This window comes from Actinomyces sp. oral taxon 849 str. F0330 (assembly GCF_000239715.1).
In the GTDB taxonomy this organism is placed as follows: Bacteria; Actinomycetota; Actinomycetes; order Actinomycetales; family Actinomycetaceae; genus Actinomyces; species Actinomyces johnsonii.
In genome coordinates, this window is record NZ_JH470349.1 from 452792 (window position 1) to 456397 (window position 3606).

The following is a 3606-nucleotide window of genomic DNA, read 5'->3' on the forward strand; positions in this document are numbered from 1 at the left end:
CTCCCTCCTACGGGGCGGCGGGGCGATACGGGGTCTCGCGCCGGCCGGGTGGCTCGGCGCCGTCCTCGGGCTCCGGCACGAGCCTGGGCAAGGTAGTTGGATGGGGCCTGTTCATCCTCATCGTCACGCTCATACGGATGCTGGCCCGCTGAGGTGAGCGAACAGAGGACGTCAGTGTTCACGGCCGATGCTGCGGGCCTCTGAGGGACTGGGGCTCGAGCCCGGGGTCGGGCTGCTGGGGACACTGGTGACCGGGATCGTGAAGGGGCTGTTGGAGGCGTAGCCGTGCTTGAAGGCCCACACCACGATCTCCAGACGCGAGGTCGTGCCCGTCTTGTGGAACAGGCCGGTGATATGGGACTTGACCGTCGCCTCGGCAATGGCCAGCAGTGAGGCGATCTTGCGGTTCGAGGCCCCTTCGCACAGGAGGTGGAGCACGTCGCGCTCCCGATCCGACAGATGGACGCTCCCATCCGCGCCGCGCACGGAAGCTAGCGCGTAGTCGATGAGGCGCGTCGTCGGCGTCGGGGCCACGACCTTCGCCCCGGAATGGACTGTGCGGACTGCTGCGGTGATCTCCTCGGCCGGGGCGCTCTTGAGCAGGAAGCCGCTGGCTCCCGCCCCCAACCCTTGAAGGAGGTCCTCGTCGGTATCGACGGTGGTCAGCAGAATGACCCTGGTCGACGGTGAGACGCGGATCACCTCCCTGGTCATTTCCACGCCGTCCATGCTCTCCATGTGGACATCGGTGATGAGGACGTCGACCTGACGCGACTGAAGAAACCTCAGGACGGCGTGGGGCGAGCGCGTCGCTGTGAGGACGGTGAGGTCCTCAACGTCAGAAAAATAGGACTCGAGATGGGCCAGGGCCATCGCGTCGTCGTCGACCAGAGCGAGGCCGATTCTTTCGGGAGAAATCTGGGAAGACATGTGTCTCCTTGGGCAGATGTGTGCAGGTCGCGGAAGTGGGGGTCGCGGTCTGCTGGGAACAGGGAACAAACTACCTGAAGAAAGGCCTCCGCCGTGTAAACGTCTCGAGATGCGTTTCGACGAAAGGACGGGTAGGCCTATCCAAACAGCGGAACAAGTAGTAGATCAAAGACCGATGTGAAGCCCCGAAGGCTTCGGGCAGGCTCTTCGCCGACGGCACTTCCCCCAAGTGTGCCTCCTCTGTCGTTCCCAGGAAGGAGGGCTCCGTGTATCGCTCTGCGCTCATTGAGGGCGTGGCGCCATCACTGGCTCGCGCTGCGTCTCTTGAGTCGCCCTTCGGCCTGGTTTCCCGTTCCACCGAGCTGCCCCAGGCGGCCGGAGAGCCGGTCTTCGCGATCTGGACCGGTCTTCTGGGTGATCCATCTGAGGCGCTGAGGTCACAGCGCAGCTGGAATCACCGTGCCGAGGCGGGCAACTTCGACGGGGCCGGCGGGGCCATCGATGCCGATCGCGCCAGACACATCGCGATCGTGGAGACGATGGAACGCTACTCCAGCTGCTCATGGACGGAGGAGGAGCTGGTGTGGGACACCCCCGCCGGTCTCGGCGAAGCCGCGATCGGACCGGAACGTTGGCCGGCGTGCTCGGCCACGGAGCTGGCGGACCCCGACTGCGGGCTCATCGCATCGGACCCCCGCGTCCCGATGCGCTGGGTGCGCGGCTGGTCTCTGACCCGCGGCCGGGAGGTCTTCGTCCCAGCCGTCCTGACTTATCTCAACTTCCCGGTACGCACCCCCTCCGAGCAGTTCGTCAACCCCATCTCCACCGGTACCGCCGCGCACTCCGACCTGCGCGAGGCGGTGCTGGGCGGCCTGCTCGAGGTCATTGAGCGCGACTCCATCGCCCTGACCTGGTTGCAGCGCCTGCGCCTGCCAGCGGTCACGGTCAACCCCGACGCGCTGGGTGAGACAGCTGCCGAGTACCACCGGGTCGGCACCTCCACCGAGCTGGAGACCCATCTGTTCGACGCCACCACCGACTACGGCGTCCCCACCCTCTACGCCGTCCAGACCTCCCAGGTCGACCCCGAGCTGGCCCAGGTGGTCGCCGCCACCTGCGACGTCGACCCGCAGCGGGCACTGGCCAAGATCCACCGCGAGCTCGCCTCCCTGCGCATCGCCCTGCGCAGCCACGCCCGCGGCCCGCGCGCTCAGGAGATCAAGGGCCAGGACCTCACAGTGGTCGGCGGCGCCCTGGCCGACGCCGACCTGTCCATGCGCCACGTCTTCGACTTCCTCCTCGAGGGCGAGCGCCCCGTCCACGCCCTGGACGAGGTCGGCACCCTGGAGGCGCCCTCGACCGGTGCCGACCCGCTCGAACAGGTCGTCGCCAACCTGGAAAGGGCCGGCGCCGAGGCGATCGTCGTCGACATCACCACTGATGAGGCCCGCCAGGTCGGCATGCACGTCATCAAGGCCCTCATCCCCGAAGCCATGCCCCTTTCCTTCAGCCACCACGCCCGCTACCTGGCCACGCCCCGCCTCTACGAGGCCCCCCGGGCCATGGGCCTGACCGTCCACGACGAGGCGGGGATCAACCCCGTCCGCCAACCCTTCGCCTGAGTCCTGTCCCCGATGTCAACAGCGTCCCCGACGCCTCCGTCCAACTCTCAGGAGCCCCGACCCGCCATGAGTACGACGACGCCCCCACCGGCCGCGCGGCCGGCACCGCAGGCCCCCTCGGGGCCGGTGACGGCCTACCTGCCCCAGGGCGGGTTCGCACGAGCCGTCGTGCGGCGGCTCGCCGGGCCGGACGACGTCGTCGTGCCGGTCGACCACGGGCTGGTCAGCACCTTCGTCCCCTACGCCGACCGCGCTGTTCTCGTGGCCGACCCCGACCAGACCGGCCTGCGCGAGGACCTCGACGCCCTTTCCTTCACCAGGGGCATGCCCTCCCTCGGCCTGGAACTCTTCCCCACTGAGCTGCGCTGCGGACCGCTCGTGGTCCCCGGCCGCAGCGCCTGCTACCGCTGCTACGACCGGCGCCGACGCCAGCACGGCTACCGTCCGCTTCCCCCGGAGGCGAGTGCCGAGCTCGGCCCGCTGGAGCAGGGATACGCCTACCACCACGTGCTCATGGGCGCCGGGCTCATCTCGCTGGCCCTCCAGACCCTCGACCGCCAGGAGGAGGCCCCGCTCGGCGCCGACGACGTCGAGGACGGCACCACGGATACCGGGGAGCCCCCGGAGATCGGTGGCCAGGTGTGGACCATCGACCTCATCTCGGGCCTCACCTCCTGTTCGCGGACCGTGGCCGTGGACCGCTGCGAGATCTGCTCGGGCCGCTACGAGGGCCGGCGCGATGGTCTGCCCGCGCTTGCCGCCCTCCTGCCCGAACGCCGAGGGGAGGTGGCTTGAGATGGCCGGGGACGCCACAGGCTCTGTCATGCGCGCCGGCGACGTCGGCCGCGCCGCTCGCCGCGACCTGCAGTTCCGCATCCCCCGCAAGCCCGTGGTTCGGCTCGGCCTGCGCGCCCGGCCCGACGAGGGCGGCTGGATCGTCGACGGCGCCCGCAAGAGCCAGGTCCTGGGCGGAGCCTTCGCCCGCGAGCACATGGGGTCCCTGCTCGAGGCCTGCGATGGAACCCGCACCCTCGATGAGATCGGCGAGGCCACC

Annotated in this window: 3 protein-coding genes and 1 pseudogene; 3 read left to right on the plus strand and 1 reads right to left on the minus strand. The window is 69.2% G+C overall.

Going from position 1 to position 3606, the window contains the following annotated elements:
• Positions 1-171: 171 nt before the first annotated feature.
• Positions 172-930, minus strand: a complete 759-nt coding sequence (locus HMPREF0975_RS03900) for a response regulator transcription factor (protein ID WP_009232837.1) — start codon at positions 928-930, stop codon at positions 172-174.
• Positions 931-1196: 266 nt separating this feature from the next.
• Here HMPREF0975_RS03900 and HMPREF0975_RS03905 point away from each other — a divergent pair, with 266 nt between their 5' ends.
• From HMPREF0975_RS03905 to HMPREF0975_RS16075, 3 genes and pseudogenes are all read left to right on the plus strand, one after another.
• Positions 1197-2552 (plus strand): YcaO-like family protein, encoded by a 1356-nt coding sequence (locus tag HMPREF0975_RS03905; protein ID WP_009232838.1) that lies wholly within the window; start codon positions 1197-1199, stop codon positions 2550-2552.
• A gap of 66 nt (positions 2553-2618) precedes the next feature.
• Complete coding sequence (locus HMPREF0975_RS03910; protein ID WP_009232839.1) at positions 2619-3347, plus strand: hypothetical protein; 729 nt, start codon at positions 2619-2621, stop codon at positions 3345-3347.
• A 1-nt stretch (position 3348) separates the two neighbouring features.
• Positions 3349-3606, plus strand: a pseudogene (locus HMPREF0975_RS16075) (bacteriocin biosynthesis protein); the annotation flags it as partial.

What these genes read in the sequence shown, in the direction of transcription:
- HMPREF0975_RS03900 (WP_009232837.1), bottom strand. Translation starts at nt 930, where the DNA reads ATGTCTTCCCAGATTTCTCCCGAAAGAATCGGCCTCGCTCTGGTCGAC.
- HMPREF0975_RS03910 (WP_009232839.1), top strand. Translation starts at nt 2,619, where the DNA reads ATGAGTACGACGACGCCCCCACCGGCCGCGCGGCCGGCACCGCAGGCC.